General features: G+C 72.5%; 1 pseudogene. It reads left to right on the top strand.

The features are described 5' to 3' along the window. Window positions 1-16 precede the first annotated feature (16 nt). Window positions 17-204: pseudogene (locus G9E11_RS12740) on the top strand (DUF3618 domain-containing protein); the annotation flags it as partial.

Here is a 204-nt window from a genome sequence, read left to right as displayed (position 1 = left end):
AGTAAAGGACAAAATCATGGGCACCGCAGAACACGCCACCCACAGCGCCTCCGGCAGCCTCCACCACGCCGCCCACACCACCGGCGGCGGGGTCAACCAGGCCACCGACGCCGCCGGCAACGCCCTCCACGGCGCCGGCGAAGCGATCGCCGACGCACCCCACCAGGTCGCCGCGAAAACCCAGGGCAACCCCCTCGCCGCCGG

Origin of the sequence: Arthrobacter ipis (assembly GCF_014694315.1) — a bacterium.
GTDB lineage: Bacteria > Actinomycetota > Actinomycetes > Actinomycetales > Micrococcaceae > Arthrobacter > Arthrobacter ipis.
Note: the sequence above shows the minus strand (reverse complement) of the source record. Positions and strands in the feature narration are given on the sequence as shown.